This window comes from Actinoplanes sp. NPDC051851 (assembly GCF_040681165.1).
GTDB lineage: Bacteria > Actinomycetota > Actinomycetes > Mycobacteriales > Micromonosporaceae > Actinoplanes.
Map to the genome: position 1 here is coordinate 12689 of NZ_JBFAYF010000069.1, position 26051 is coordinate 38739.

General features: G+C 69.8%; 23 protein-coding genes. 9 read left to right on the top strand and 14 right to left on the bottom strand.

From position 1 onward, the window contains the following. From AB0M08_RS40030 to AB0M08_RS40045, 4 genes are all read right to left on the bottom strand, one after another. On the bottom strand, positions 1-1378 hold a 1378-nt coding region (locus tag AB0M08_RS40030), incomplete at its 3' end, for a hypothetical protein (RefSeq protein ID WP_364505353.1). A gap of 56 nt (positions 1379-1434) precedes the next feature. Beyond that, entirely contained in the window at positions 1435-3534 is a 2100-nt protein-coding gene (locus tag AB0M08_RS40035; RefSeq protein ID WP_364505355.1) for a hypothetical protein, read from the bottom strand. A gap of 288 nt (positions 3535-3822) precedes the next feature. Further along, entirely contained in the window at positions 3823-4116 is a 294-nt protein-coding gene (locus AB0M08_RS40040; protein WP_364505357.1) for a hypothetical protein, read from the bottom strand. 142 nt (positions 4117-4258) lie between these two features. Further along, positions 4259-5236, bottom strand: coding sequence for a hypothetical protein (locus tag AB0M08_RS40045; RefSeq protein WP_364505359.1), 978 nt, complete (start codon positions 5234-5236; stop codon positions 4259-4261). A 673-nt stretch (positions 5237-5909) separates the two neighbouring features. Here AB0M08_RS40045 and AB0M08_RS40050 point away from each other — a divergent pair. The 9 genes from AB0M08_RS40050 to AB0M08_RS40090 all read left to right on the top strand — a co-directional run bounded on the left by AB0M08_RS40050 (position 5910) and on the right by AB0M08_RS40090 (position 16668). After that, positions 5910-6860 (top strand): hypothetical protein, encoded by a 951-nt coding sequence (locus AB0M08_RS40050; RefSeq protein ID WP_364505361.1) that lies wholly within the window; start codon positions 5910-5912, stop codon positions 6858-6860. Continuing rightward, a complete protein-coding gene (locus tag AB0M08_RS40055; RefSeq protein WP_364505363.1) occupies positions 6857-7228 on the top strand; it encodes a hypothetical protein in 372 nt (123 codons plus the stop codon). The genes AB0M08_RS40050 and AB0M08_RS40055 overlap by 4 nt, the downstream gene beginning before the upstream one ends. 232 nt (positions 7229-7460) lie before the next feature. After that, a complete protein-coding gene (locus AB0M08_RS40060; RefSeq protein WP_364505365.1) occupies positions 7461-7997 on the top strand; it encodes a hypothetical protein in 537 nt (178 codons plus the stop codon). Positions 7998-8093: 96 nt separating this feature from the next. Then, a complete protein-coding gene (locus tag AB0M08_RS40065; RefSeq protein ID WP_364505404.1) occupies positions 8094-8771 on the top strand; it encodes a hypothetical protein in 678 nt (225 codons plus the stop codon). Continuing rightward, positions 8761-10584, top strand: a complete 1824-nt coding sequence (locus tag AB0M08_RS40070; protein ID WP_364505367.1) for a hypothetical protein — start codon at positions 8761-8763, stop codon at positions 10582-10584. Before AB0M08_RS40065 ends, AB0M08_RS40070 begins: the two co-directional genes overlap by 11 nt. Continuing rightward, the gene (locus tag AB0M08_RS40075) at positions 10581-12122 is read left to right on the top strand and encodes an SCO6880 family protein (protein ID WP_364505369.1); all 1542 of its coding nucleotides are present in this window, start codon (positions 10581-10583) and stop codon (positions 12120-12122) included. Before AB0M08_RS40070 ends, AB0M08_RS40075 begins: the two co-directional genes overlap by 4 nt. A 170-nt stretch (positions 12123-12292) precedes the next feature. After that, on the top strand, positions 12293-13669 hold the full coding sequence (locus AB0M08_RS40080; RefSeq protein WP_364505371.1) for a hypothetical protein: 1377 nt from the start codon (positions 12293-12295) through the stop codon (positions 13667-13669). A gap of 38 nt (positions 13670-13707) precedes the next feature. Continuing rightward, positions 13708-15432: a TraM recognition domain-containing protein gene (locus AB0M08_RS40085; protein WP_364505373.1), complete on the top strand. Its 1725-nt coding sequence runs from the start codon at positions 13708-13710 to the stop codon at positions 15430-15432. A gap of 627 nt (positions 15433-16059) precedes the next feature. Continuing rightward, complete coding sequence (locus AB0M08_RS40090; protein WP_364505375.1) at positions 16060-16668, top strand: hypothetical protein; 609 nt, start codon at positions 16060-16062, stop codon at positions 16666-16668. Positions 16669-16802: 134 nt separating this feature from the next. Here AB0M08_RS40090 and AB0M08_RS40095 read toward each other — a convergent pair whose 3' ends face one another. The 10 genes from AB0M08_RS40095 to AB0M08_RS40140 all read right to left on the bottom strand — a co-directional run bounded on the left by AB0M08_RS40095 (position 16803) and on the right by AB0M08_RS40140 (position 26048). After that, the gene (locus AB0M08_RS40095; RefSeq protein ID WP_364505377.1) at positions 16803-17921 is read right to left on the bottom strand and encodes a glycosyltransferase; all 1119 of its coding nucleotides are present in this window, start codon (positions 17919-17921) and stop codon (positions 16803-16805) included. Beyond that, positions 17921-18220 carry a hypothetical protein gene (locus tag AB0M08_RS40100; protein WP_364505379.1) on the bottom strand — a complete coding sequence of 100 codons (300 nt, stop codon included), beginning with the start codon at positions 18218-18220 and terminating at the stop codon, positions 17921-17923. The genes AB0M08_RS40095 and AB0M08_RS40100 overlap by 1 nt, the downstream gene beginning before the upstream one ends. Before the next feature lie 518 nt (positions 18221-18738). Further along, entirely contained in the window at positions 18739-20169 is a 1431-nt protein-coding gene (locus AB0M08_RS40105) for a M48 family metalloprotease (RefSeq protein WP_364505381.1), read from the bottom strand. Positions 20170-20528: 359 nt separating this feature from the next. Continuing rightward, positions 20529-21503, bottom strand: coding sequence for a trypsin-like serine protease (locus AB0M08_RS40110; RefSeq protein WP_364505383.1), 975 nt, complete (start codon positions 21501-21503; stop codon positions 20529-20531). Positions 21504-21696: 193 nt separating this feature from the next. Then, a complete protein-coding gene (locus tag AB0M08_RS40115; protein WP_364505384.1) occupies positions 21697-22323 on the bottom strand; it encodes a hypothetical protein in 627 nt (208 codons plus the stop codon). A 52-nt stretch (positions 22324-22375) separates the two neighbouring features. Continuing rightward, on the bottom strand, positions 22376-23257 hold the full coding sequence (locus AB0M08_RS40120; protein ID WP_364505385.1) for a methyltransferase domain-containing protein: 882 nt from the start codon (positions 23255-23257) through the stop codon (positions 22376-22378). Between the two features lie 32 nt (positions 23258-23289). Next, the gene (locus AB0M08_RS40125; RefSeq protein ID WP_364505386.1) at positions 23290-23772 is read right to left on the bottom strand and encodes a hypothetical protein; all 483 of its coding nucleotides are present in this window, start codon (positions 23770-23772) and stop codon (positions 23290-23292) included. A gap of 166 nt (positions 23773-23938) precedes the next feature. Beyond that, positions 23939-24232 (bottom strand): hypothetical protein, encoded by a 294-nt coding sequence (locus AB0M08_RS40130; protein ID WP_364505387.1) that lies wholly within the window; start codon positions 24230-24232, stop codon positions 23939-23941. Next, positions 24232-25197 (bottom strand): hypothetical protein, encoded by a 966-nt coding sequence (locus AB0M08_RS40135; RefSeq protein WP_364505388.1) that lies wholly within the window; start codon positions 25195-25197, stop codon positions 24232-24234. The genes AB0M08_RS40130 and AB0M08_RS40135 overlap by 1 nt, the downstream gene beginning before the upstream one ends. After that, positions 25194-26048: a hypothetical protein gene (locus AB0M08_RS40140; protein ID WP_364505390.1), complete on the bottom strand. Its 855-nt coding sequence runs from the start codon at positions 26046-26048 to the stop codon at positions 25194-25196. The genes AB0M08_RS40135 and AB0M08_RS40140 overlap by 4 nt, the downstream gene beginning before the upstream one ends. Between the last annotated feature and the right edge of the window lie 3 nt (positions 26049-26051).

Here is a 26051-nt window from a genome sequence, read left to right on the forward strand (position 1 = left end):
TGTCGCGGGCGGCGGCGAGCTCTTCGAGCGCCTGGTCGCGGGCAGCGCCGATCGAGGTGGCCTGCTCGGTCGCGGCATCGCGAGCTTGCTCGGCGTTCTCGCGGCGGACGCGTTCGGCGGTGAGATCCCGGTCGAGGGTGGTGTTCGTGTCGCGGGCGGCGGCGAGCTCTTCGAGCGCCTGGTCGCGGGCAGCGCCGATCGAGGTGGCCTGCTCGGTCGCGGCATCGCGAGCTTGCTCGGCGCTTTCGCGGTGGGCGCGTTCGGTGGCGAGGTCTCGTTCGAGGGTGGCGTTCTTGTCACGGACGGTCGCGAGGTCCACGAGGGCTTGATCGCGTGCGGCTTCGGCGGCGTGCCGTTCGGTGGCGGCCTGCTCGGCGCGCTCCTCGGCTCGGGCGGCCTGGGTCCGTGCGCCGTCGCGGTCGGCGATCGCCGCATCGCGGGCGACTTCGGCCGCTTCCTGAGCGGTGCGCGCTTCACCGGCCAGCCGGCGGGCCTCGTCGGCTTCCCGATGAGCAGCGTCGGCTTCGCCGACGGCAATATCGCGGGTACGGACCGCGTCGTCGCGTTCGTCGCGGGCCTGGGCCGCCTCGGTGACGGCGGATTCGCGGGCGGTCGTGGCTTCCTCGGCCGTATGGACGGCTTGGTCGGCCAGCTGGGTCTTTTCACGGGCCTCGCGTTCGGCCGTCTCGGCACGCTCGGTTGCCTCGGCGGCGGTTTGCTCGGCGGCGGTGACTCGTTCGAGGGCTTGGTCGCGCTCGCCCTGCATGTCCAGGGCGGCACCGGTGGCCTCCTCGAGCGAGTTCATGGCGACGCGTTGCCGTCGTTCGGCCTCCCGGACGCGGAGTTCGGCGGCCGCCACCTTTTCTTGGGCTTCCGCCTGCACCGTGGCGATTTCCGCAGCGGCCGAGGCCGGATCGGAGATGGTGCCGAGGTAACGCAAGCCCCTCTCGCCGTACTCCTTGAGGTCTCTGAACGCCTTGGCGAGGTCGTCGACGACGAGTTCCGCTGCACTGGTCGCGGAGCTGAAGGGGCCGGCTGTCGGGTCGCTGATGCTGGCGGCATCACCGTGGCGTCCGGATCGGGCGAGCCGGTTTTTCTCCTGGAAGGACGTGTTGCGGTCGTGCTTAACGATTACGCCGCGGCTGTCCGCGTCTTCGCGGAAGCAGTATCTGTTGGGTTTGGGCTGGCCGGTCTCCCGGCGTTTGACGGTGAAGTCGCAGCCGGGGAATCCGCAGCCTGCGTGATCCGGGTTGTCGCACCATAGGTCGTCTTTGGCTGCGACCCCGGGGTTGCCGCATCCGGGGTATTGGCAAGTCCCAGGTTCGCCACGGCGATATTGCACGACTCCGTCGGGCACCGGCGCGATCGTCTCCGTCATTGCTCAATTGTAGCACAAACGCCATAACGTTAAAGCGTTTGAGCATTAGTAATGCTTTAACGCTCTAGCGTTTGAGCGTTACGTTTTTCTCGGCGCGTTCTCTCACCGATCCAGTCCGGGCGGCGCTGTGGCACGGCGCGCTGGACCGGGACGATTTGAGCGCCGAACGTCTCAGAGAGCAGGGCAAGCGCGGCTTCCTCTTGGTCGTAGCGCTGCTGGTCGGGGTCTCTCCCGGGCTCGGCGGCCCATTCGGGCGGCCACCACAGCGGTTCGTCGCACTCGGGCGTCCGCTCGATAGCGGCGGCTCGGCGCTCGGCGTAGTCCGCGAGGACCTGCCGCCAGGTTGCGCGCTCGGCGCGGTGGCGCTGGTCGAGTGCGGCGAGGTGCGCCGGCGCGTCAGCCGCTCCCCCTGCCTGATCGACGCTCCTCTCCCCTACCTCCCAATCCGCCCCGGAGCTAGCGGTTCCCGGCTGCGACGTGCTGATCTTGGCGGCAAGCTGCAGGCGGACGAGGGTCGGCAGGACGGCGTACGCCTCGGAACGGCTGACTCCGGCGGCCCGCGCAATCTGGGTGGCCGTGCCGGTGGCGCCATTGGCGAGGGCCTGGTGCACGCGCCACCCCGTTGCCCCTAGGAGCTTTGACCTAGGGTTTTCGGGGTCGCGTACGCCGAAAACGCCGGGAATCGGGCGCGGCTCAGGCCAGGTGGCGGGGTCCGTGGCCAGCTCGGCGTACGCGGGCGGGATGATCAGCTCGTAGAGGTCGCCGTGCGTGCCCCTGCCGCTGCTGATGCGGCGCAAGGGCCGCTGGTGCTCGGGCAAGTCTCGCAGTTTGGTGAGCAGCTTGGCGGCCGTGCTGTGGTCGATGAGTCCGGCGCAGCCTCGGGAGTAGCTGCGGGTCCCTGCTTCGATGTGGCGGCGGCCCGTGCGCCAGGCCAGCCAGGCGAGTGCCCAAAGTAGAGCCCTGGCGTTGTGGCGGTCGCTTCCGGGGACGAGGGCGTCGGCTGCGGTGGTCATGATCGCGAGCCAGCGGCGGGCGAAGTCACGTTCTGTGTCCTCCCGGGGGTGCCCCCCGGTGCTCTGGTGTGCTTGTGTGGCGTTCGTGGACGGGGCGGTGAGGGCCTTCTTCCACTCGGCCTTGAAGCGGCGTCGCCATTGGTGCTGGTAGCGGCCGGTGTAGAGGGCGAGAAGGCCGCTCCATTGGCCGGATTCGAGGCGGTGGAGTATGTCGTCTTCGGTGTATCCGCGGGCGGCGGCGGCCCGGAGGACGGCGTAGCAGGCTTCGGATCGGGTCCAGGGCTGGTTTTGGTCGGTGGTGCGGTCGCTGGGCCAGATGCCGCGCTCGGCGATGTAGGCGTGGACGGGGCCGAGCGGGCGCAGCGCTCCCCCGGCGACGGGGCGGGGACGGTGGGGCGGGGCTTCGTCTTCTGGTGGGCCGACAAGGTCGGTGAGCAGGGTGAGGGCGCGGTCGATGAGGTCGTGGGCTGAGCGGCGGGTGACGGCGCGTACGGCGTCCGGCAGGGGCGTGACGAGGGTGCGGAATCGGCCATCCTTGCAGCGTGATCCGGGTGCGGTGAGGCAGCCCTCGGTGGGGCCGACGGTGGGGCTGATGTCGAGGGAGGGCCAGAGGCGGCGGCAGGCGGCGGCGAGCTGGCGGGCCTGGTGCAGGTTCATGGGCACGGTGAGGGGCACCCAGACGTGGCGGCCGCCGCTGGTGGCGACGTCCACGATGGTGCTGCCGCCGAGCCGGGTGAAGAAGCGTGCGGCGTCGTCGGCGTGCTGGGCCACGGCGGCGGCGCTGTGGTGCTTCGCGTCGAAGTCGAGCGCGATGGACCACGCCACTCCCCCATCGGTGAAGGTGCGCAGCGCGGCTGGCCGGCGGGGCAGCTCGGTCGTGAGCGCCTCGTCGGTCGGGTAGATGTGGCGCCGGACGGCGCGGTTGTAGCGGCGGAGCCGCATGTGCGGGCTGCGGGTGAGGTGGGGCGCGAGGGTCCGCCAGGTCAGCGCGGCCGTTTCGTGGTCGAGGTCACCTCCGGTATTGCTTCCTAGGTTACTGGGATAATTGCTCGGGCCTGACGGCGGTGATGCCGTCGGCATCTGGTTCTGGGCAGCCTCATCCTCCGGCGCGAGGCCGGGGAGAGGCGTCTGATCCGCGGGCACGCCGCGACACGCCGACCGATTTTTGAGCGCGTGGATGCGTGCCGGCGGGGCAGGTGCTACCGTCATGGCAGCAACGCCTCCACAGGCAAGGTGCAAGCTCCAGACGACGGACCAACCCCCGGCTGCCAACCAGAGCGGTCCTCGTACGGATCAAGCGGATTAAGTTGGAGACGGGCAGCAGAGCGGGAACTCTGGCTGTCCATCGCTATGAACGCCCCGGTCTACACCGGGGCGTAGGCGTTTAAGGCGTAGCGTTCTCCCTCACTGGGTCGTCGGTGGCGCGCATGCTCAGGCTGCGCGCTGGCTGCGGGTGGGCCGGTCGGCGAGGTCGACGAGGGTCCCTTGAGCGTCGCCGGTCGGGATGATCGGCTGCTTGGTATCGGCCCAGATGGGTGTGCCGTTCTCGTCGAACTCCACTCGGGCGATCAGCTCGTTGATTACTCCGGAAGCGCTGGTCTCCAATGCGCCCATGGCGGTGAAAAGCTTGATCGCCTGGGTCGGTTCCAGCGTGGGGTTCGGCCGCCATGTGCAGCCGGACGCCACGTCGTATTGCGGGGCGTTGCCCTTTTGCCGGGCGCCCATGCGTGGACCTCGTCGACTTGCCATGTGTAGATCCAAACACGAGGAATGAGTTACGTACCGCATTTCGTGTCGGCGTGTCGTTGGGCGTGTTGACAAGGCGTTTTCCCCCGTTGGCGTGATCATCTGAACACGTTTAGTGTCCTCAATAGACAGATATGTGGACGTGGTTCGTGTGCCACCCGGACGGGTCGTTGCCGCCGAACGGGTTGTTGTAGGCGTGCCATCCCTTTTCGCGCGTCCAGATTCTGCGGAACCAAATCACGTACATGATTCCGAGGTTGTCGGCGTTGGTGACGGCCCAGACGGCCATCTGATCGCCGCGCGTTTTCTGGGCGCCGCTGGCCTCTCCCCCGGAGGTCATCATGAAGTCGCAGGCGCGGCCTTTGGGGTGCTCGCCGTGGTTGTCCACCCGATAGCACCCGGGCTTGGGGTAGCCGGCAGCTTCCGCGACCTGGACCATGTTCCAGGTGCGCGGGGTCAGGCAGCCGCTGCCGGTGGTGGGATCCGGGCGGACGGTGCAGCCCTCGGTTGGCCAGGAGCCATCGGGGTTGCGTGCGACGGGCTGGACGGATCCGCCCGTGGTGATCTTCGAGCAATCGAGCTCGACGCCCCCGAGGTCCCGTACCGCGTTGATCGCGGTAGCGGTGTGCTTGCGGTAGTAGTCAGGGTAGGCGCTATTTTGTACTGTTTGCGCCGCTACAGTGAGCGGCATTATACCCCATCCGGATACTTTTAGCAAGGCTGTGTAGAAAGCGTTGCTGGCGTAGGTCGGGTCGTTGACCTGTTCTCGGGTTCCCCACCATGGTGGCGTCTGCTGGAACAGGCCCGAGGAGCCGTAAGCGTCCGGTGTGGGGTCACCGTGCAGGGAAGATTCCTGCGCCGCGGTGGCGATGGCGATCGCCCAGCCTCGCGCGGGGATGTGGCGCTGCTTGCCGATGTCGATAATGAGCTGCGCGTTCTGTCGCTGCTGGCTGTCGAGCGTCCAGGGATCGCCTTCGGGTGTGAGGCAGTCGCCCGCGTCGACGGCTTGCGCTTGCGCAGGTTGCAGGAGCACCAGGCCGGCGACGAACAGCAGCAGGACGGCGCCCACGGCGATGAAGGGCAGCAGCGCCTTCTTCATCGCAGCGTGTCCCGGGCGCGTGCGGCCGCATATCCCGCATTGACCTTGACTTCTACCGTCGGACCGGTGATCACGGCGCGGCCGGATCGCGGCAGCCTGAGCGAACCTCGTCGACCGCGTTCTGCGGCCCCGTTGAACAACGTCGATGCGGCGCGAGCAGCGCGCACGGCGTCGCCGTCACTGTTTAAGGCCAGTGAATTCCTCCCCATGATTGGTACCGTACTCCATAGTCAACAGCGAGGAGGGGACCAAAATGGAGGGTCCAACCTCAGACGACCGGTTTCCCAACGCAAACCGGGCCCGCAGCTACGGGATCGTCACGACCCCGGCACCGACGTCCTCATCGGACGGAGGGACTCCTGGCCCTTCGGTGGATGATCCGCTGCCCGACCCCGGATCATCCACCGACCGAACGGATGTGCCAACTGATTTGCCGGGAGGCGAACCGCCGGGCGGTGGTGGGGAGCGCGTACTGCCGGCGCCTCCGGTGCAGTGGTCGGAGCCGCGGGCACGGGAGCCGGATAGCCAACCGCGGGCGGTGTTCGGGGTTTCGCAGGTTCCGACGGCGCCGCCTCCGATGGAGCAGGTGGTGGCGGGGGCAAGGGTAGAGGCGATGAGGGGTGCGGCCGGCGCGGGAGCGGTCGCACCTGCGGAGTGGGGAAGCCGTGGCCGGGTGAACCGGCTCAGCGGCGGCCTGGTCCGGATACCTCCGCGAGCGGCGGAGTTGCAACATCGCGAGGCGCAGGTTCAGGTGCTGCGGTCGTTCCAGACGAGCCAGCTGGTGATGGTGGCGAACCCGAAGGGTGGGGCGGGCAAGACGCCCACGACGCTGGGGCTGGCTGCGACGCTGGGCTACTACCGCGGTGGCTATGTGCTTGCCTGGGACAACAACGAGACGCGAGGCACCTTGGGCCAGCGCGCGGAAGCGGGGTTGAGCGCGGGCGCGAGCGTCGTGGACCTCCTGGCCCAAATCGACAGCTTCTTGACCGCGTCGGCAAGTGTGGGGCAGCTCGGTGCGTTCGTCCGGCCGCAGTCGGCGCACTTCGACGTGCTGGCTTCTGACGAGACGCCCGGACGGCAGCGGATGGTCGACGCGGCGGGCTTCGAGAAGCTGCATCAGGCCCTGGCGCGCTGGTATCGGCTCATGGTGACCGACACGGGGAACAACGTGCGGGCACCGAACTGGTGGGCATCCGTACGGGCGGCCAACGGACTGGTCGTGCCGACCAGCGTGCAGGTCGACGCGGCGAACGCCGGCCTGTGGATGCTCGATCACCTGCGGGCGGTCGGGGCTCAAACGCTCGTGCAGAACGCCGTGGCCGTGGTGACCTGTGCCGATCCGCGGGTGGATCAGGGGCTGCTGGCCAAGATCGTCGACACGTACCGGGAGATCGTCCGGGAGGTGGTCGTGATCCCGTTCGATCCGAAGATCCAGCCGGGCACCCGGATTTCGTACAAGGACCTGGCCGAGCCGACACGGCGGGCGTACCTGGGCGCGGCCGTCGCGGTCATCGAGTCGCTGCGCGCGACCGAGGTCGCAGTCCAGCAGGCACAGGCCCAGCAGGGGCAGACGGCAGGCGGTCGGGCAGAACTTCAGCAGGTCCATGGGGGAGGAGCACAGTGAAGTCGTTCGTGGTGGCCACGGCGGGCCAGATGTGGAGCAGGGCATTGGAGGCGCCGACGCCGACGACGCCGGCCGGTGGCGGCAACGTGAAGAATCCGCTCGACGGGGTGACGCCGGACCTGGGCATCCTCGGTGCGGCTTTCGGGTCGACGTGGGTCCGGGTGTTCGGCGCGCTCTGGGCGTTGTTCATCGCCGCGGCGGCGGTCTATCTGGGCGCGGCGTTTCTAAACATGGCGCAGGCGAAGAAGCTCGGCAACGCGCACATGATGTCGGAGTCGACGTCGGACGTGAAGATCCGGGCGGCCGCGCTCGGGGGCTTGGTCGGCCTTCCGGTGATCGTGGGCGCGATCATCACCGTGATCGGGTGAGCGGGTCGTGCGGCTGGGAATCGTGGCACCGGTGGCGGCGCTCGGTGGGGCGCTTGTCGCGGTCGTCGTGCTCCAGGTGATGCCGGCGGCATCACCTGGACCGCAGGCCAGCCAGACGTCTGTGGCGCCTACAGCGGCGGTTGGAGGGCAGGTCCCGGAGCCGGACGGCCCGGACCTGCAAGCGGGAGGAGTGACTCCGGGGTACGGGTCGACCCGCTCGGGCCCTGCCGGTGTGCCGCTGGGTTTCGCGCACTCGCCGGACGGGGCTGTGGCGGCCGCGACGGCGTGGCTGGCCACCGTGGAGGGCTCTGGTGTTCTGGACGGCCGGCGGCAGCACGATGTGCTGGCGGCGATCGGTGATCCGGGCTTCGTCGCGGGAGCGTCGTCGCGGCTGGCGGATCGGGCGGCTGCGCTCGGGCTCGACGCCTCGGGGCGTCCCGGGTCCGGGTACGTGATGGCGACGGCATGGGCCTCGCGGGGTGCGTACCGGGTGGCGTCGTACGGGACGGCGGCCGCGCGCATCGAGGTCTGGCATCTGTATCAGCTCGAGGTGGTGGCGCCCGGTGCGCAGCCGGGCCCGGGCCGCTGGCGGCGGGCGACGATCGCGCTGCGCTGGGACGCCGGCGCGAGTGATTGGCGGATCACGGCGGACTTCCAGTTCGCGGACGGCCCGGATCCGCAGGTGGCGAATCCGTCTCGGCTGGAGCGCGCGGAGTCCCTTGCGGGCTTGGGCGCCGGCTGGCGGTTGTACGCGGACGCGCAGGAGTAGACGAGAACGGGGGAGAGCATGTCGGAGGGCAAGGGCAGGGTGATGCCGCCAGCATCACCGGGAGGCGGACGTCGGCCGCTCGTCGCCGGGTTGGTCGTGGTAGTGGCGGCCCTGGTGGGTGCGGCGGCGGTGGTCGTGATCTGGCGATCGCACCGAGCGGAGGACCCGGCACCGTCGGCGGGCGGCACGGCGACTGCCTCGGCAAGCGCGTCAGGGCCGGGCGCGGCGGCGGTGCTCGGCTGCTCGGGCGGCGCGGATCCGGCGGCCGCGGTGCAGACCGCGATGACCTCGCCGGCCACGCCGGAAGGCGCGGCGGAGGCAGCTGCGGCGGTGGTCCGCTTCACGCAGTCGAAGGAGTTCGGCGGGGCCGGTGCTCCGGCGGTCATCGCGAAGATCGCGGACTCGTCGGGGGCCGGCCAGCTCGTCGCTCTGCAGCAGGGCCAGGCGCAGTACCTGAACCGGATGACCGTCTCGGCCGCGCACACCGGCCACGGTGCGTTCTCGGTGAATCCGGAGCCGGTGTCGCCGACCATCACCGTGGTGGCTCCCGTCGAGTGGTCGACCGGCTCGACCCAGCACCTCGACTGGTCGTTCGTGGACGTGCGGCTGCTGCGCGACGCAAACCGCTGGACGGTGATCTCCGCGCAGAGCACGACTACCACCCCGCAGGGGCTGGAGTCGCTACGGGGCGCGGACGCTCGGCAGGCCGGCCTGGAGAAGTTCAGCGGCGCGCTGGCGGCGCTCGGGTTCCGGAGGTACAGCGGTGACTGCTGACCGGCGCACGAGGGCAGCGGCCTGGCTGGCCGCAGTGGTGGCCGGGCTGGCGCTCGCGGTGATGCCGGCGGCATCACCCGCGATGGCGTCGACGCCGCAGGAGGAGCAGGCGGCCGGGCAGGTCGCGGCATCGCGGTGCGCGAAGATGCGCGCCGAGGGATCAATCCCTGACCGGTATAAGGATGACTGCGAGGGGCGGCTCAAGGACGATCTGCTCAGCGGCAAGGCGGGGGAGTCGAGCTGGCTGGACGGTCTGTGCAAGTGGATCCCCGACCTCCCGATCATCGGTAACCCCTGCGAGGCCCTGCTGTCGGTCATGCGGGGCACGTGGGAGGAATTCCAGAGCCAGGTCAAGGATCTGCAGGGCGCGGTCGACGCGATCACGAACCCGGTGGAGACGGCGTTCAAGAACTTCTCCGAGACCATCTCGAACGCGCTCAAGTCGCTGATCCAAACGGTGTTCCCGGAGCTGGTGCACATCAGCTCGCCGAACGTGGCCTCGAAGGGGTTCGTCTCGGCGTACGCGGCCGGTGCCGGCTTGGCAATGTTCGTCCTGGTGTTCATGCTGGCCCGGCTGTTCTACGGGGCTGCGCAGGACGACATCACCGGCGAGGAACTCGCAGAGTCGCTGTGGCGCTGGGTGCCTACGGCTCTGCTGGCGGTGCTCTTCGGACCGGGCCTGGGCTACCTGCTTGTCATGCTGTCGGACGCGGCGAGCATCTCGATCGTGAACTACTTCACCGACGACATCACCGGCCTGGTCACGAAGCTCCAGGCGATGATCGTGCTCGGGGACGCCAACGCAATCCCCGGCGGCCCCTTGGTCGGTGCCGTGATTCAGTTGCTGGCGCTGATCGGCATGATCGGACTCGTCGGCGGCATGCTCGCGCAGCTGCTGGCCCTGTATCTCATGGGGGCGATCATGGCGATCGCGTTCGCCCTTCTGGTCGACCCGCGCACGCGGAAGAAGGCGCTGAAGGTCCCCTTCACGTGGGTCGGGTTGACGTTCACCAAGCCGTTGTTGTTCTTCCTCGTGGGTGCGATCGCGCGTATGGCGGACTCCGCGTTCACCGTACAGTCGCTCAAGGACGACGGTATCCGGGCCTTGGTGACCGCGGTGATCGCGGCGATGGCGCTGCTGATTCTCGGCTTGGCCCCGTGGAGCCTGCTCAAGTTCGCTCCGGTCCTGCCGGACGGGACCGGTTCCCGCGTAGGCCGAGCGTCTCGATCGCAAAGCAGCGGCGCGGTGGGCGGGCTGGCCAACTCCACGATGATGCAGCTGGGATACCGGCGGATGGGAGGTAGCGCGGGCGGCGGTGGTGGTCAGCCGTCGCCGGCGATGGCGGGTGCTTCTCCGGGGGGGCCGGCTACCGGTCCGTCAGGGGGTCAGGTCACGCAGAACCGGCAACCCGCACAGAACCGGCAGTCGCAGAGTCCCGGCTCGTCACCGAGCGGGGCAGGTTCAGCGCCGGGCCAGGCCGATGCGACCAAACCCGCGGCGGCTCCGAGCAACGCGCCGGCGTCGGCCACTGGCGGTGGCGGGCAGGGCGGCCTCGCCGGAGCGACCGGCGGCGGAGGCACCGCTGGCGCTGGCTCGGCTACGGGCGCCGGTGCGGGCGGCGGCGCCTCAGCCGGTGGCGCCGCCGGGGGTGCGGCTGGCGGTGCCGGGGGTGCGGCAGCCGCTGGAGCTGGCGTAGCCACGGGAGGCATCGCGACGGCGGGCTTGTTGGCAGTGCAGGCGGCCGATGCCGCGAAGCGCAAGGCGCAGGACTCGGCGAACCGAGCCTCGGATGTGGTATCGGAGGGCCAATGACGATCATCACGGGACGGACGTCCCGGCTGGGCGGCGAGATCCGGCGCCGGGGCCTGCTCGGCGGTTCACGCAGCCGGGTCGGCAACATGGTCCTGGGGTCGGCACTTGCGGTGGGAATTGTGTTCGCGCTCGGGGTCAGCGGGCTGGCGGGTATCGGCATCGCCGCGGTCGTGTTCGGCACCGCGTGGTTGCTCACCCGGCAGAATCCGGTGACGGGCCGGTCGCCGGGCCGCGAGCTGGCCCTGGCGGTGCGCTGGCAGCAGCGGCAGCGGCGCGGAGAGACCGAGCTGGTACCGGTTCACCTGGCCACGCCGATGCCGGCTCCGCAGAAGAAGGCGGAGCGCAGGGCCGTGTCTCGCTGGGCCCGGTCGGTCCGCGACGAGGCGCCCGGGCTCGAGGAGGTGGAGTGGCTGGATCCCGACGGCGTGGGTCCGGCCGTTCTGCTCCATCACCCGGCGGGGGATCGGCCGTACCTGACGGTCGCGATCGAGGTGGACGGGCAGCCGGCGGGTCTGCGGAGCCAGCGGGACTACGACCGGGCGTCGGCGTCGTACGGTCGGCTGCTGGCGCGGCTGGCGCGCGAGGACGGCCTGATCGCCGGCGTGCAGTCGCTGACGCACATCGTGCCGCTGGACTCGGCGGCCCATGAGCGGTGGGCGTCGGACCATATCGATCGGGACGCCCCGCCGGTGCTGATCGATAGTTACGCGGAGCTCGTGCGGATGACAGCCGGCGCGTCGGAGATGGTGCGGCACTACCTGGTGCTGCGGATGCCGTTGACGGCACGGTACGCGCAGGAGGCGAGCCGGTACGGGGAAGGAGATACCGGGCAGGCCGCGCTGGCGGTGGCGCAGGCGGAGTGGGTGGCCTCGCTGGCTCAGGCTGCGGATCTTCGTAACCCGCGGCTGCTGACGAACCACCGGCTCGCGGCGCTGCTGCGTCACCTGCAGAACCCGGACTTTCCCATCGATCAGACCGTGGACGTGTCGGCGCGAACGTGGTTGCGTGGCCAGCGGGCGACGCGCCAGGCGGCCGTGGTGGATGAGCGCTGGTTTCACCGGGTGGCGGCGATCCCTCGTTCCGCGGTCACGCCGGAACCGGTGGGTTCTCGGTGGATCGCCCCGCTGCTGCATGGAATCAATACGCCGGTGATCCGGACGATCAGCCTGTGTGTGGCGGTGCAGCCGGCGGCCCGGGCGCGGCGCCGCGCGCGAGAAGACCTGACGGTCGACGTCGGCGAGCGGGACGAGGCCGCGCGGCGGGGCGCGATCGATGACGGGACGCAGGCGGTGCAGATGACCGCCTCGGCTCAGCGGCTGGCCGATCTGCAGCCGGGTTCCGGCATTCACGGCGCGGAGTGGTCGGGCTGGGTCTCGATCGCCGCGACCAGCATGGACGACGTGATGCAGGCGACGACGACGGTGACCGACGCCGCGGGCGAGTGCGGGATCGGCCACCTGGATTGGCTCGACCGGCGGCACGACGAGGCATTGCCGACGACGTGGCCGGTGTGGCGGGGGATGGAGGTTCCACAATGATCGGGCGGCAGCGGCGCGCGAGCCGTGCGGAGCAGAACGGCGGTACGGAGCCACGCGGACCTTCTGCGGGGATGATGCCGCCAGCATCACCTGGAGCGGACCGGGAGGTGATGCCGGCGGCATCACCTGGAGGCAATCGAGCGGTGATGCCGCCAGCATCACCCTCGCAGGTGACGAAGGAGGCCGAGCGCCTGGACCTCGAGCCGCAGCCGTGGCGGTGGCGCCGATCGCGGCTGTTCGGTCGGCTCGGGTTGTATGAGCCTCGGGTGCCGGGCATTCCCAGCACGACGCGGCAGGCAGAAGTGCTGTGTACCGCGATCTCCGGGCCCCCGACCTCCGTCGAGGGCCTGTCGAACGGTATCGACCTCGCGACCGGCCAGTCGGTCTATCACGACCCGTTCACGGCGTATCAGAACGGCATCGTGTCCTCCCCGAACGTTGTGGTGCTGGGCGACCTCGGTAAGGGCAAATCCAGCCTGATCAAGACCGTGTACGTGGTACGGCCGTTGACGTTCCGGGGCCGGCGCACGGTGGTCGCCGATCGCAAGGACCAGAATGGGGAGGGAGAGTACAGCGAGCTGTGCCGCCAGCTCGGCGGCCAGCCGGTCAGGTTCGAGATCGGTGGTGCTGGCTCGCGGATCAATCTTCTCGACCCGGTGATCGGGGTGTCGTCGGAAGCCTCCACACAGGTCGCCGGTCAGCTGCAGTTGCTGCGGGCGGTACTGCACGCGGCCAGCGGCCGGGAGCCTGATGCCTGGCAGGGCGCGGCGCTTCGGACGGCGCATCTGCGGGCGTTGCAACGCGCCGAGGCGGATGAACGCGTGCCGGTGTTGGGCGATGTGGTGAATGCGCTGACCGCGCCGCCTCCGCAGGAGGCGTTCGGGGAGCTGTTGTCGGACCGGCTTCGCGATCAGTGGGCCGAGGCGAGCCTCAGCATCAAGTGGGACTTGGAACGTCTGGTCGGTGACGACCTGGCGGGCCTGTTCGACGGGCCGACGTCGCCGGAGGTCCGGCTGTCGAACCGGCTGACTGCCTTCGATCTCTCTCAGCTGCCGGATTCTGGGCCCGCGATCCCCTTGGTCATGACGGTGATCAACACGTGGCTGACGAACTTGCTGCGGCGCGATCGAGGCTGGCTGACCACCTTCGTCGCCGAGGAGGGCTGGCATCTGGCTGAGGGCGTGGGCGCGCGGATCTTCCAGCGCAATTCCAAGCTCTCTCGGGGTATCGGTCTGTCGAACGTGTCGGCGCTGCACCACGTCTCGGATATCCCGCCGGATTCGCCGGCGGTCGCGATGCTGCAGGAGGCCGGCACGACGTACCTCTACGCGCAGGGCCGCACCGCTGATGCGCAGCGGTGTCTCGATCTGTATTCGATGCCGCCGGAACTGCTCGACGACCTGATGTCGCTGCCGCCAGGGGTGTGCTTCCTGCGTCGCGACATCAATGCGCCGATCGTCATGCGGCATCTGCGTAGCGACTGGGAGGTCAGCATCACCAACACCGACGCGGCTATGGGTACCGCGTCGAGGATCGGAGGGCGGTGATGCCGGCGGCATCACCGCGCCGCACGGCGTCCGGACCGTTGTGGCTGCTGCTGGGGTTGGCCGCCTGCGTCGTGGTGTTGTGGCACTTGGCGGTGACGGTGGCTGGGTGGCTGAGCTCCGCCCCGGCGCGGCCGCGGCTGCAGGAGTCGTTGGCGGCGATCCTGCGGTCGCCGTTCAATCCGCTCGCGGGTTATGGCGGTAGCGGGTTGCCGCCTGCCTGGTTGGTCTGGCTGTTGTTCGTCGCGGGGATGACGTTGACGGTTTCGGCCGTCTGGTGGTGGATGCTGCGGCGGAAACGGCGGCCGCGACGCGAGGGCATTGCCACCGCGAAGCAGCTGGCGCCGTTCCTGGGGGAGCAGGCTGCGCGGAAGTTGGCTAGGCAGACGCGGCCTCGGATGGAGGGCCGTGACCGGGCGCCGATCGCGGAGGTCGCCATGCCGATGGGCCGGGAGTCGGAGACGGGACAGCCGTTGTTCGCCAGCCATGAGGATTCGGTCGCGGTGGTGGCCGGGCCCCGGTCGTTCAAGACGAGCGCGGTGCTCGTCGACGCGGTGCGCTCTGCTCCTGGACCGTGCATCGCCGTGTCGACCAAGGCCGACCTGCTTGAGCCGACGTATCTCGCGCGTAAGCGCAAGGGGCGGGTCTGGGTGTTCGACCCGACCGACATCATCGGGTGGCCGACCGGCCTGCGGTGGTCACCGATCGCGGGGTGTGAGGACCCGGACGCCGCGGTTCACCGTGCCGAGGGTTTCATCGCGGCGATGCCGAAGGACGCGAACACCCGCAACGCGGACTTCTTCGACAAGCAGGCGCAGATTGTGGTGCGGTGCTTCCTGCACGCCGCTGCGCTTTCGTCGTCGTCGTGGGAGCAGGTTGTGGAGTGGTCGCATCGCATCGACTCCCCGACGCTGCCGCCGAAGACCGTCTTGCGGTCGCATCCGGGCGCTGCTCCGCTGTACGCGCTTCAGCTGGAGACCGCCACGTCCGGCAACATCATGGACGGTCCGGTGGACAGCACGGCTAAGACCTTGGCCGGCATGATGGCGCCGTTCGCCTCGCCTCGACTGCTCTCGGTGCTCTCGCCCGAGCCGGGCGAGGGCTTCGACGTGCCGGCGTTTCTCAACTCGTCGGACACGATCTACATCATGACCGGCGACGGTGAGTCGTCGGCCCCGCTGGTCACGGCGTTCGTCAACGAGATCATCCGGGTTGCTCGGCGTACGTCCCAGCGGTTGGTCCCGCCCCGCTTGGACCCGCCGCTGCGGGTGGTGATCGACGAGGTCGGTCAGTGCCCGCTGCCGAATTTGCCGCCGCTCATGTCGGATTCGGGCGGTCGGGGGGTGACGGTGTTGATCGGTTCACAGGGTCTCGGGCAAGCGCGTCGCCGGTGGGGCGAGGACGGCGCTAATGAAGTCTTCAGCTCGGCCACAGCAAAGCTGATCATGGGCGGTACTTCTGAAAACGACTTCTTGGAGCGGATGAGCCAGCTTGCCGATGAGGTGGACGTCGAGTCGGAGTCAACGACGTTGAGTCATGAGGGGGGCCAGTCGGTCACGACGGGCTATCGGACGCGGCGGGTGATCCGACCGGCGGAGATCCGGCAGCTTCCGCCCGCTCATGCTCTGCTGCTGTATCGCCAGGCGCCGGCGACGATCGCACGGTTCGCGCCGTGGTGGGAAGCCGAGTGGGCAGACGATGCGCGAGCCAGTCAGCGGGAGGTGGCGGCGATCATCGCCGGCGCGGGGTTGGAGGGTATGCGTTGAGCCCGGACGCCGAGGAGCTGCTCGTCGACATCGGCGAAGCGGTTACCGGGATGGACGAGCGGCTGGCTGGCGTGGAGGCGGTGCTCGCCGGAGACTACGGTGCGGGGTCGGCTGTATCGCGTCGACGGCGGCCGCTGCAGCCGGGCAAGGCCGGGCGATCGGCGCTGCGGCGGCTTCAGCGGGGTCGGGGTGATGCTGCCGGCATCACCCCGACCGTGTGGAACCTCGACGAACTGACCCCTGCGGAGCGGACGAAGGCTTTTGCCCAGCTTCGTGAGTTCGCGGACTGGGTGAACCACGAGTACCAACTTCCGCCTCAGACTCTGGCGATCATGTCCTGTTGGTACCAGCATCCAGGGGTAGTACGAGAACTATGGGCGCTGTTCGCTTCATACGAGAATGCCTATAGCACTCGGTTTGTGACAGATGTTACACTTCCTACCGATTCACCGCTTTTGTGGCACGAAAGATCCTTATGGCCATGTTTGCGCCGCCTCCGGCTGGAACACGGCCTCCAGGAGTGCTTCGCCGCCTCGAAGCACACCCCCCAAGTTCAAATCGCCATATCCACTGAGGAAAATTTCTCGTCGGCCGTTACCTCCTTGGCCGTCGAATGGAACAGACGAGATGGACGCCATGAACCTAAGCAACGCGAAGACGTCCCTGAATCGCCTGGTTGAGGGCTGGCGCGGGGCTCCGGGCAAGCCGGTCTTCATTGGCCCGTATGGGGTGCCGGAGGCGGTCATCACGCCCCTGGTCGTGTGGCAGCGCCTGCTAGCGTTGGCGGCCGTTGCCTGGGACATCGAGACGGCGGCGTTGCGGGCTGCGCGGCTCGACTGCACGCCGGGTCCGCAACCGTTGTCCCTGCGAGAGCTGTCGACGGATGCGGGGTGCGCAAAGCCTCCGGTCCCGGTCCTCGAGTCGCGTGGGGTTCCGCGTGGCGGGGCGGACTTGGCGGTGTGGCCGCAGGCGCGTGACGACGCCCGCCAGTTGATGTTGGCGGCCACGCCGGAGACAGCGATGGCGGTGCTGCGGGTACTGGCGGAGGTGTTGCAGGGCCGGGCGGCGCGGGTGGAATCGCGGTGCGGGCAGGGAACCGTCTACTCGGTGGCCGATGTGGATGGGTTGCACGCCGCGGTGGTGACGACGCGGACGACGCCGCGGCCGCCCGGCCGGCGCGGCGGCGGGTCGCGAGAGACGGTTGAGCTCGTGGCGATCGACAAGATCGTCTGGTGAGCTGGGGAAAAAAGGTCTCGGGACTGCGATCGCCGCGCTCGGCCAGCTGAATGCCGAATGTACGGGGTGATGCTGGCGGCATCACCCCGTCTGCTTGCCGCGGTGGGCGTTGTTCGCCGTGCGCTGCCACGTGCTTAGGCGTCGAAAAGTGCTTCGCGCAGGGCCTGCCACACCTGGACCGGCTCGGGTGCGGCATTGATCTGGGCGGCCAGGTGGCCGACGGCGGCGGTGTATGACGGGTCGGCCAGCACTGCGGCGACAGCGCCACCCGCGCTGCGCGGATCGCTGATGGTGATCCCGGCTCCGGCCGCCGCGACCCGTTCGGCGTTCATCGGCTTCTCCGCCCCCAGCGGCAGCACCACCATCGGGATCGCGCGGCCCAGCGCGGCCAGCACGGTTCCGGCACCCCCGGCGCTCACCACGACCGCGACCTCGTCCAGGAGGTCCGCGATCGGGGTGAACGGCAGAATCCGCACGTGGGCGCGGGCATCGATGAGCGGGTGGTCGACGCCGGGCGGGATGAGGGCGACGACGTCCACGGTGTCGAGGGCGGCGACGGCGTCGATGAGAGCGTCGAGCAGGTCACGGTCGAGGATCACGGTGCCGAGCGTGATCAACACCCGGGGCCGGCCTTCAGCCGGTGCCGGCACCCGGGGCCTGGCGGTGGCGGTGGCGTACGGGGGTAGCCGGATCGCCAACCGATCAGGTGGACGGTTCCACTGCGGTTGCTGAAGTGCTGGCGGCCACGGGTCCACCAGTGCGAGCGGGTCGACCGGCTTGAGGCTGAGCTGGGCGTAGCGGAGTTCCGTGCGGGTGCGCATGGCGGTCGCCAGTTGCGGCGGCGAGACCGGCAACCCGATGGCGTGCTGGACCAGCGGTATGTCCAGGGCGCTGGCCAGCATCGGCCCGATGACGTCGTACTCGTCGGCCACGATGAGCGCTGGTTGCTGCTGGTGGGCGTGGCGTAGGGCCTCCCCGTACGTCAGGTCGGGGCGGGTGCCGGCGAACAGCTCGGCGACCGCCTCGTAGTCGCTCATGGGAGCGCCGCCGGTGCGCCGCGCTGTCTCGGCCAGCAAGAGCTCTATGCCGGGCCCATAGACGCGTACCGGCAGCCCGTCGGTCAGGTCGGTCATGGACTCGGGGACGGCCACCAGCGGATGGTCGCCGGCGGCGGCAACCGCGCGGGCCAGGGGAAGCAGGGGGAGCAGGTGGCCGTGGATGGGAACTGCGGAGAACAGCACCCGCGTCGTCATCAGCTGCGCCGTCGGCTGGGCAGAGCAGCGATGACGTCGGTGATCTCCTGCGTGATCGGTGGCCGTTTGCGCCGGTGGCCGGTGACGGACGCGCCGACGTCGGTAAGGCGGAGCTGGATGAACCCGAAGGAGGAGTCCGTCAGGTCCGCGATTTGCCGCATGCTCAGCCCGTGCTGTTCGTACAACGTCTTCAGCAGTCGCAGTTCCTCCTTCTGGGCGTCGGCGTCGAGCGCGCGGAAGCTTTCGGTGTACGGGCAACGCCGACGCACCCGGCGCCCGCGCTCAACGGTGCTCAACATGGAGGTCTGCTCCTTCGGGGGCACGGGTCGCAGCCGACTGGTTCACCGCGCAGCCGGTTGGCCGGGCATGGTGTACTTCGTCGGGCTCCCGGGTGGCTGACGGCGGTGTGGATAGGCCGCTGGATGAGGGTGGCGCGCGCCGTCCGGGCGGGGGCTGCCCGGACGGCGCGGACGGTGGCTAAAGAGCGATCATCGCCAGGAAGAACAGCCACTGCTTGAGGGTGCGCCGGCCCAGTCGCCGTTGGACGGCGCGGCCTCGGCGGGAGCCCACATCGCCGGCTCCGGCAGCGGCAGGCTCCGCGGTGATTGTCATAGACATGCCATTCTTCTCATTTGTTCCGCGCCCCGGGTTGAGGCGTCGGTCGTCCGCTGCCCCGGTGGGCAGCGGAGTCTGCTGGGCCCGGCCAACGGCGTGCAGCCCGGCAGCGCCCGGCCGATTGATCGAGGGGTTGATCAGGGCGGCCGGTGTGCGATACCGGGGTGCGTCAGGTCCAGCCGCCTGCCGTGGCGTCGAGCGTCTACACCGGTTCCGCGAGGTCGGCGTCGGAGTCCGGTACGGCCTCGGTGGTCGGGGCACCGACTACCGCCAGCGAGCGGCGGCCCGCCTGCGGGTCGAAGGCCAGCGCGGTAGCCAGGCGTTCGGCCAGGGCCGGGTGACTGGCCGGCTGCGGCCACAGCAGGTACGACAGCAGTCCGGGGTTCGGGTCCCCGCCGACCTCCCGCAGAGCACGTTGCCACGCGGCGGCCACCGCTTCCGGATCGGAGGTGGCGTGTAGGGCGTACTCATCCGCGCGTCGTTCCTGGGCCCGGGTCAGCCACATCTGCACCGGTATCGCGATCAGCCGGGGTACGGTCAGGACCGCGAGGATCAGCCCGACAGCATGCGGGTCGGCCAGCGACTGCGCGCCGGCCCAGTGCAACAGGCTCGGCGTGTTGCCGGCCAGGACCAGCACCGCGAGCGTGAACCCGGCCTGCGCCGTGCCGGTCAAGAGCCGCAACCAGCCGTCGCCGTAGCGAACGTGTGCCACCTCGTGCGTGGCGATGGCGACGGCTTCATCCTCCACGCCGGTCGCCGGTCGCGCGGTCTCGTCGTCGGTGGTCTCGGCCAGGCCCGGCCCGAACACAGCGATCTTCTGCCGGCCCACGCCACCAACGATCGCGTTGAGCGGACCGGGCTTCTCGACCACCAGGACCTTCGGCGACCGCAGTCCGGCGGTATGCGCGGCGTCCGCCACGCGTTGCCGAAGACGGTCGCTGGTGACGGGTTTTCCGCCCGAGGCGGCCGACTGCACCGTGCCGGGCTCGAGTAGCAACCGTGCCCCCGTCCTGGCCACGGCATAGGCCGCGATCAGCGCCAGCCACCACCAGGACGGCCACAGGTGCATCACCCAGGCGAGACCGAGGATCTTGACCGCCCCGAAAACGGTGTTGACGAGCACCCCGATCGCGGAGCCCAGGCCGGCAGGGTCAGCGACCTTGGTGCTTGCTTTCCCGCGGCACCGAGTGTCCCACCACATCGGCGCCGCCTCCAGCACGGCGACCGCCCCGGCCAGTACCAGCGTTGCCAGGCTGACCCGTAGATACCACGGCTGGCCCGGGTTGCTGACCCAGTCCGCCACCGGTTTCCCGGCCACGATCAGCAGCGGCACGGTGGCCAGACGGACGGCCAGCAGCGCCCACGAGGACCACACCAGCGCCGCCGACATCTGCCGGCCCCGCTCCACCAGCGCAGCCGGGAGGTGTTCCAGCGCGGCCCGTAGTTGGGCGACCGTTACCGGCGAGCGCCACCACGGCCGTAGCGGTATGGCCACCGCAGCGACAGCGACCACAGCGGCGGCCATTACCAGGGCGGCACCGATCTGATGGTCAAGCTGTGTGGCCCCGCCGACGGCGAGCACCATTGCCGCCGATCCGGCCAGCGGCCCGACGATATTTCGTTCCCGGATCATGTCCAGGCATCCCTCTCTATCGTGACGAACACGGTGTTTGGCGAAAATGGAATAGCTGCTGCCTCGGGGCTCTGGACGCTGCTGACAGGCGCTGGCCTGCACGCCGTCAGGCTCGGCGCCCGGAAGCCGACGGCTCCTGGCTCAGCACTGAAACGGGAATTGCCTGGCCGGCCACGTTCCGACAGGTCGAAGCGCGGCCGATGCCCCGGGCCCGTGGAGGACCCATGCAGACACCGCGCGTCGGCGCCGTCCAGGTACACAGCAGCCTGGTGATCTTGGCTGGGGTGGGCCCATTGCGGGCCGCCCGGCCGTACCACATTCACGGCGGTCTGCGGCACGGCCGAGCGGCGAAGAAGGGGCTACCGGTTAGGCGGCAGCCAGGTACGGGCGTTTTTCAGCCGGTTGATCTGCGCCTTGTCGCTGGTGGTGAGGGTCTTCTTGGTCTTGACCACGCACGGCTGGTGCCGCTCGGAGCGCATGGTTTGCTTTTCCCAGTCGGCGAAGTACACGCTGTCGGTGTAGACCGTCGGGGAGCCGCAGGTGTCGTCGTCGCCGTCGCCGTCCACGTCGCCGTCCACGGTTTCGCGGCTGGCGAGAGCGACCTGCCGCCACAAGCCGTTCACGACGTGGAAAGCAGGGCCGCCGGAGTCGCCGAAACACGCCCCCTTGCTCAGGCACACCTCGCCGACGCCGATGCCGCCGCCCGCGCAGTCGGCGTCCGGGAGCCTCGTGACGGTCTTCTGCTGCAACACGGTTGGCAGCGTGGTGCCGGCCGGAACCGGCCAGGTGGTCAGCCCCCACCCGGACTCCACGACGGTCGAGCCGACCGGCGCCGGAAGAGACGCGACCTCGGTGACGGGCCCGCGCAGAACCCGGTCGATTTTGACCAGGCCCTCGTCGGCGATCGGCGTGTCCGGGGTTTCCGGCACGCCCCAGGCCCAGGCCGGGTGGACGAACACCTTCAGGCCGGTGGCCGTCTGGCCGGCCGTCCGGTCGACGGAGTTGGCGTAGACGGTGATCCCCTGCGGGTCGACCGGCAGCGACGCCGGGGCGACGGTGTCCCAGGTGATGCAGTGGTCGGCGGTCTTGACCCAGTTCGATGCGCCGATCCCGTCGTGGGCGATCGGGGTGCCGGGCGGCACGACCAGCGTAGCGGAGCACTGGGCGACCCCTTCGTCGCCGAAGTCGATCTTCACGAAAACCGACCCGTGCGTCCGGCTGGCGTCCTGGCCGCCGATGATCGCGGCGGCCGGGCTGGCGCTGAGCCCGAACAGGCCGGTGGCGGCGACGGTCAGGGCCACGGCGAACGACGCGGCCCGTTTGAGGAGTTTCATCGATTCCTTTCGGAAGAGGGGTGGATGTTCCGGTGCCCCCGGCACCGTCGTGGTGCCGGGAACTCGAGGGGATGCACCGTGCCGCGGCGGGGCTTTGAGGTAGGCGGTGTTCGGGATCTGGCCGCTGTCGGTCATAGCTCCGCCGGGTGCAGGCGGTCCGGGGCTAAGGCAGGGCGCGGAGCTGCTGGGTTGGTCAGCAGAGGGGGCCGGGGGGATCGGACGGCGACCACATGTCGCCCGGCAGCTGGAGGTTCCCGCGGATGGTGATGACCCACATGGCGATGTCCGCGGGTGGGTTCTTCATGCTGCTGACCAGGAGGGAGGCCGCACTGTCCATGGTGTACCCGGGGCCGACGTCTTCCAGGTGGAGGTGGTTGCCGAGGACCAGCGCTACGGCCACCTGGTAGAGGTGCGGCCATTTGATGTACGGATCACCCGCGCCATGCTCGATGGCCCAGCGGCAGCGGCGCACGACCTCCCGACCGAAATCATCGAGAGGCACCCCAATCGTCACCGGTGCGGCGGATTCCTCGTTGGCGGCTTCGGCCGTGTGCTGGGCCAGGTGGCGGGCCAGCAAGCCGATCATCCAGGAAGCGGGCACCTCACGATCGGGCCCGTACGCGCGGACCTCGTTAAAGTCCGGGTGCACGCGGCAGCGCACGGCCACCGTGTCGTCGCCGATCCACAGGTAGACCTGGTCAGCCTCTGGCACAGCGCCGGCGCCGGCGCCGGTGGTGTCTGAACCCTTGTCCGGGCCGGTGGTTGCGGGTGGGCCGGACGGGCGCTGGTGTGCTGTGGCTTCCGGCTGCTGGTTCGCCATCGCTGGTTTCCCTTTTCTCTCGTGGCTGGTGCGGCGCGAGGGGTGGCGTGGGTCAGGAGGCGGGTTTCTGCAGGTGGGCGCTGAGGTAGACGACGGGGGTGGTGAAGGTGATGCCCGCCTGATCCGGGGCGTGGTCGAGGGCCTGGTGCCACGCGGCGGTGTACCGATCGGCGAGCGGGGCGCCGAGATGGTTCGTGATCAAGTCGAGAGGGCTTGTGGCGCCGGGGTGCGGGATCCGGTGCAGGTAGGCGTCGACCTTTTCGTGGGTGGTCATCTGGTCGGTGACCGCCGCCTCGATGAAGGTCGAGGTGAAACCGGCGTGCTGGGCGGCCTCCCGCAGCGTGTCGATGCTGAAGGCGAGCATCGGGGCCGCGGTCGCGCTGCTGCGCTGCCGTAGCTCGTCGATGGCGTCGAGCTCGGTGGACGTGAGGCTGGCGAGGACGGCGTCATGGTGACGGCCGGCGTTAATGGGCTCGAACGCCGCGAGGACGCCACCGGGTTTGAGGACACGGGCGACCTCGCGCAGGGCGCCGCTGAGGTCGTGCAGGTAGATCAGGACGCTGCGGGTCACGACGCGGTCCATGCTGGCCGTGGCGATCGGCAGGTGGCTGGCGTTCCCGGCAACAGCGTGGACGTTCGGGTCGTCGCGGTCGATCTGGGCCAGCGCGCTGACGGCCAGGTCGACCGCGACGACCCGCCCGGTGGGGGCGACCCGGGTGGTGGCGGCGTGGGTGAGCAGGCCGGTCCCGGCGCCGATGTCGAGCAGCCGGTGGCCGGGCCGGATCTGCGCCTCGTCCAGGACGCGGTCGCGGATGGCGGCGAGCAGCTCGGACAGGGCGGCACGTTCGGCGTGGCCACGTCCGTGGTCCCGTTCGCGGGTCAGCCAGCGTCCGCCGTGCTCGGACGCCGGTTGTGGTGTGGCCTGCTCACCCATGCTGATCAGTGCTCCCTTGTGGTGATGGGGTGTTACGCGGCGGTGGCCGTCATCTGGAAGGCCGGGCCGATCGCCGAGTTCAACGACGGGAGCAGGTCGGCCAGCCGGGCGTCTTTCTCGGCGTGGTAGATCGCGTCGATGCGCTCGAGCTGCTCGTCGCTGAGTAGCTCGTGGCCGAGCCCGCCGTACTCGAAGAACAGCTCTTCCTCGGACTTGAACAGTTCAGCATGCCGGTCGAGCAGTTCCTTGCGCCCGGCCAGGGCCTCGGCGTCGAGCCGGCCCCGCTTGTGTTCCAGCTGCTCGGTGATCTGCGCGAACTCGACCCGGTTGGTGATCAGCTCGGCCTGGTACTGGGCGTTGAGGTCGATCAGGGCGGTGATCTGCTGCGGGGTGAGGCCGATCTGCTCGTGGTGCGACAGCATCCGGGTGAACAGGACCTTCGCGGCGATGCTCTCGCAGGAGATGTCGATCAGGTACCCGGGCCGGGGGAACAGGTTGTGGTTGACGCCGCACATGCTGCAACTCCTTCTCGTGTGCTGTGAACGAGGTGGTGGTGGAACGCTGACGTGCAGGGCGGGACGGTTCGCCGCTGCGGCGGGGACCTCGCCCGCCCCCGTGGCGGGCGCAAGCCGGCTGGCGCCGGGAGTCCGGCGGGCGGCGGCCTGCTGCGGGGCCGGGCGGTCACGCCTGGTCGCCGGTTGTCGCCGGGGCAGGGTCGAGATCCTGGTCGTGTTCGGCCCGCGGGGCGAGCTGGGCGGCGACGGCGGTGTCGACGACGGTGCCGCGGTGCTGCGCGTGCCGGTACCGCACGGTCGCGGCGAGCGTGGAGCGGCACTCGACCAGGCCCGGCCGCCAGGCGCCGCTTCGGTAGATCCAGACGGGGGCGCCGACGGCGTATTGGCCGGGGTCGGTGATGCTGGCGGCATCACGGCCGTCGGGGTCGGTGTCGGGGGCGGACAGCACGGCGGCGAGCATCAGAACGCCATCTCCCAGGTGAGCAGCCGGTGGTCGGAGTTACGGACGCCGACCGGGGGGACGTGGATCTGGAAGCTGGCCGGGTCGAAGTAGCGCAGCATCGGGTCGTTGGCGAGCGCGATGTCGATGTGTAGGCCGCCGCCGGCGTCGACGCCGGTGTTCACGGTGGGCAGGATCCGCCCGTCCGGGCCGAGTAGGTCCGGCCGTGCTTCGACCGGTTGCTCGCGGCAGGCCCGCCAGGCGGCCTCGGCCAGCAGCGTGAACCCGGCCCCGCCGTGCCGATCTCCGTCGCGCCACGACCCGACGAGGTAGTCCAGCGGGGCCGTGTTCGGGGCCCAGATCCCGTCGACCTCGTGGCCTTTGTGGGTAGCGCCGAACCAGTCGTTCTCGGCCGCGTAGGCCCAGTCGCGTTGCGCGAAGTGGTCGCCGGACGGGGTGCAGTTGAGATCACCCGACAGCAGGGCCGGAATGGTGCATTGGGTGCCGTAGCGGCCCCAGCGGCGGGCGGCGAACTCCCGGATCGGGCTGTAGAGCGGTTCCCAGTGCTCGACGCCGACGATGATGCGCAGGTCACCGCCGCCGGATGCCTGCGCGCCGCGGACGAGGAAGTGGCCGATGTTGCGCTGGTCGGCGAACGCGTTGACGCTGCCGTGGCCGTGCCAGGGCGGCAGGTGCAACACCTTGAGCGCGTTGTAGAAGATCACCGGCGGCATCGGGCCGCGCTCGTTATAACCGAGCAAGCCGACGTAGGGGACGCCGAACTGGTCGGAGAGCGCTTTGGCGGCCAGCAGCAGGCCCTTGCCGCCGTCGCGGGCGTAGTGTTTGCCCTCGCAGAATTGGATCAGGTCGGGGACCCGGGGGCTGACGGCCATGGCGTTCTGCAGCGGCTTGAAGTCGTAGCCGTTCTCCGGGCGCAGTCCTCCTGCCTCGTAGTTGAACAGGGCGCAGCCGACGGTGACGGTCATGGCGTGGACTCCTTCGTGCCAGCGGGGATCGTGGGGGCGGCCGGCGCGTCGGGGACGGTGACGGCGATACGGCGGTACCGGGCAAGAGTCAAGACCAGCGCGGTGTAGGCGACGGCGACGGCGACGTGCACGGCGAGGCCGTGGCCGTTGGTGGCGATCGCGGTGCGGCTCGGGTCCGGGTCGCCGGTGGCCAGCTGGGCGACGGCAATCTGCGCGCCGGTCCAGGCCAGGGCGAACGCGGTGGCCGCTTCCAGACCGCCGGTGGCGATGGTGAGCCCGCCGGCGACGGCGGCCCAGACAGCGAGGTCGGTGTATCCCCAGACGCCGTGGCCCGCGTAGCCCCCGATGCCGAAGTCCGTGCTGTGGCCGATCGTGGCCCCGAGCGTCTCGACGGCGACGGCAGACCAGGCCATCTGCTCGGCGCCGAGTGCTTGCAGGTACCAGCCCCGAAACAGCAGCTCAGCGGCGATCGTGGACAGACCGGCCAGCACCAAGACCAGTGCCGTCGCCGTGATGCCGGCACCGCCCGTCACGGCGACGGGCCGCAGCACCACCTGGTCGGCGAGCGCGAGCAAGACAGCGCCCGGGACGGCAACAGCCGACGCGGTGAGCAGACACACGCCCAGCCACGTCCCTCTCACCCGGCCGATCACCGAGATGACCGAGCCGAGGCTGCGGCCGGTGAGCATCAGCAGGAAGGCAAGCACCAGCAGCAGCGTTAGCGCGGTCTCGGCGTACCGCGACACCGCGGAGGTGGTCGGGCCGAACAGGGGCAGCGCCGGGGCTCCAGCGGACGACCAGTGGGGAACGAGGAGGTCGTGCCGGGGAATCTGCGCGACAGCGATGGTCACGAA